Source organism: Micromonospora foliorum (assembly GCF_022229015.1).
GTDB classification, from domain to species: Bacteria; Actinomycetota; Actinomycetes; order Mycobacteriales; family Micromonosporaceae; genus Micromonospora; species Micromonospora foliorum.
This window is the reverse complement of the sequence record NZ_JAKKFF010000146.1, coordinates 1-2990: the sequence shown is the minus strand read 5'-3', so window position 1 is coordinate 2990 and position 2990 is coordinate 1. Positions and strand designations below refer to the sequence as shown.

The window sequence follows — 2990 nt, the reverse complement described above, 5'->3', positions numbered from 1 at the left end:
GGCCGGGGGCGCTCCGGCGCAGCATGCGCCGCCGGCCCGTTCGCACGGCGACACCCCGCAGCGGTACGGGGCACTGCTCTTCGACGCCACCGGGATCACCGACTCGACCGAGCTGCGCCAGCTCTACGACTTCTTCCACCCGCAGGCCCGGGCCGTGCTGCCCAGCGGCCGGGTGATCGTGCTGGGCACCCCGCCGCAGGAGTGCGCGTCGCCCCGCGAGGCGACCGCCCAGCGCGCCCTCGAAGGGCTGGTCCGCAGCATCGGCAAGGAGTTCGGCCGGGGGATCACCGCGCAACTCGTCCAGGTGTCCCGCGCCCAGGGCGACCCCAGCGTCGGCCTCGAATCGACTCTCCGGTTCCTGCTGTCCGGCCGGTCCGCGTACGTGTCGGGGCAGGTCATCCGGGTCCGCGGCGGCGCGGCGAGCATCCCGGCCGACTGGGACCGCCCGCTGGACGGGCAGGTCGTGCTGGTCACCGGCGCCGCACGGGGGATCGGCGCGGCGCTGGCGAAGGTGCTGGCCCGCGACGGCGCGCAGGTGGTGGCCCTGGACATCCCGGCCGCTGGCGACGCGCTCGCCGCGGTGGCGAACGACATCGGCGGCACCGCCGTCCAACTCGACCTGACCGCGCCGGACGCGCCGGCCCGACTCGCCGAGCACCTGGCCAGCCGGCACGGCCGGGTCGACGTGGTGGTGCACAACGCCGGCATCACCCGGGACAAGACGCTCGGCCGGATGGACGCCGACCGGTGGGACCAGGTCATCGACGTCAACCTGTCCAGCCAGGAGCGGATCAACGACGTGCTGCTGGATCGGGAGCTGATCCCGGCCGGCGGGCGGATCATCTCGGTCTCCTCGATCGCCGGGATCGCCGGCAACCGGGGGCAGACCAACTACGCCACCAGCAAGGCCGGCGTGATCGGGCTTGTCGACTCGCTCGCGCCGGCTCTGCGGGAACGCGGGATCAGCGTCAACGCGGTGGCCCCGGGCTTCATCGAGACCCGGCTGACCGCGCGCATCCCGCTTGTGGTCCGCGAGGCGGGCCGGCGGATGAACAGCCTGGCCCAGGGCGGGTTGCCGGTGGACGTGGCCGAGACGATCGGCTGGCTGGCCTGGCCGGCCAGCGGCGCGATCAGCGGAAACGTGGTCCGGGTCTGCGGCCAGAGCCTGCTGGGGGCGTGATGGACGCGCGGCCGGAGTCGGGCATCCGGACCCCTGTCGAACTGCCCCGGATGCCGGCGGCCGGGGCGCTGCACCGACGGGCGATGCTCGGCGCGCTACCGGGCCTCGGCGGTGGGCGGCGCGGGCCCGGCCTGCCGGCGGTCGAGTTGACCGTGGGCGGGGTGACCGTCGACCGGGCGCACCTGGCCGACTACGACCGGGTCTGCGGGTTCCGGCTCAGCGACCGGCTGCCTGCGACGTTTCCGCACGTGATGGGCTTCCCACTGGCCCTGCGCCTGATGACCGCGCCGGATTTTCCCCTGCCGCTGATCGGCCTGGTGCACGTCGGCAACCGGATCACCACGCACCGCCCGGTCACCGCCGACGAGACCCTCGACTTCACCACGTACGCGGAGAACCTGCGCCCCCACGACCGGGGGCGGCAGGTGGACGTGGTGCTGATCGGCTCGGTCAACGGGGAGGAGGTGTGGCGCGGCGTCTCGACGTACCTCGGTCGGGAGGGCAAGCCGGGCGGGCGCGAACCGGGCGAACGTCCCGCGGCACCGACGGCCACCGCCCACTGGCGGGTGGAGCCGCGCGTCGGTACGGAGTACGCGCGGGTCTCCGGTGACCACAACCCGATCCACACCTCCCGACTCGGGGCGCGGCTGTTCGGCTTCCGCCGGCCGATCGCGCACGGCATGTGGAGCAAGGCGCGCTGCCTGGCCGCGCTGGAGGCCCGGCTGCCGGACGCGTACACCGTCGAGGTCGCGTTCAAGCTGCCCGTGCCGCTGCCGAGCACGGTGAGTTTCGCGCGCCTGCCGGACGGCGGGTTCGCCCTGCACGACTCGCGTGGCCGACCGCACCTGGCGGGTCTCGTGCGCTGAGCCCACCGGGCCGACTCGTGCGCTGAGCGCAACGGGCGGCTCGGCCCTTGGCAGGCGCACGCTTCTGCGCTAAGTTGTTCTCACAGCGAGATGTTCTCAGGATGAGAGAGACGTGATGAACGAGCAGGAGTTCCTCGCCGCGTACGACCCCCGGGCCTACCCGTCGGTCGCCGTGACCGTCGACGTGGTGGCGCTGACCATCCGCGACGGCGCGCTGCACCTGCTGCTGATCCGGCGCGGCGAGGCACCCTTCGCCGGGCACTGGGCGCTGCCCGGGGGCTTCGTCCGCCCCGACGAGGACCTGACCGCCGGCGCTCGACGGGAGCTGGCCGAGGAGACCGGGCTCGGCGGCGAGGCGCTGCGCCGCGTACACCTGGAGCAGTTGGGCAGCTACGGCGCTCCCGACCGTGACCCGCGCATGCGGGTCGTCTCGATCGCCCACCTCGCGTTCGCCCCCGACCTGCCGGATCCGGCCGCCGGCAGCGACGCCGACGAGGCGATCTGGCTGCCGGTGACCGCGTTGACCAGCCGACAGCTCGCCTTCGACCACGGCCGGATCATCGACGACGCGCTGGAACGGGCCCGGTCCAAGCTGGAGTACACCCCACTCGCCACCCGTTTCCTCGCCGCCGAGTTCACGATCAGCGAGCTGCGTGCCGTCTACGAGACGGTCTGGGGGCACCCGCTGCACGCCGGCAACTTCCACCGCAAGGTGCTCTCCGTGCCGGGCTTCGTGGAGGGCACGGGCACCAGCACCGAGCGCGGCGGTGCCCGGGGCGGCCCGCGCGCCCGGCTCTACCGGGCCGGCGACGCTCGCCTGCTGCACCCGGCGCTGCTGCGCCACGCCCGCGAGGAGACGGTGCGGTGAGGGCAGCGGAGGCCATCCGCCTGGTCGCGGCCGCCCGCAACGACGCCGACCTGTTCGGTGCCGACCAGCCGGCCCG

At 74.2% G+C, this 2990-nt stretch carries 3 protein-coding genes; all 3 read left to right on the top strand.

The features are described 5' to 3' along the window. A partial coding sequence (locus PSH25_RS12930; protein ID WP_238659332.1) for a 3-oxoacyl-ACP reductase occupies window positions 1-1180 on the top strand: 1180 nt, incomplete at its 5' end. Further along, window positions 1180-2046: a MaoC/PaaZ C-terminal domain-containing protein gene (locus tag PSH25_RS12925; protein WP_238659333.1), complete on the top strand. Its 867-nt coding sequence runs from the start codon at window positions 1180-1182 to the stop codon at window positions 2044-2046. The genes PSH25_RS12930 and PSH25_RS12925, both read left to right, overlap by 1 nt. Before the next feature lie 115 nt (window positions 2047-2161). Continuing rightward, on the top strand, window positions 2162-2914 hold the full coding sequence (locus tag PSH25_RS12920) for an NUDIX hydrolase (protein ID WP_238659331.1): 753 nt from the start codon (window positions 2162-2164) through the stop codon (window positions 2912-2914). Window positions 2915-2990 lie beyond the last annotated feature (76 nt).

Excerpts from the sequence above, each read along its gene's own strand:
- PSH25_RS12925 (WP_238659333.1), top strand. The coding sequence starts at position 1,180 with ATGGACGCGCGGCCGGAGTCGGGCATCCGGACCCCTGTCGAACTGCCC.
- PSH25_RS12920 (WP_238659331.1), top strand. The coding sequence starts at position 2,162 with ATGAACGAGCAGGAGTTCCTCGCCGCGTACGACCCCCGGGCCTACCCG.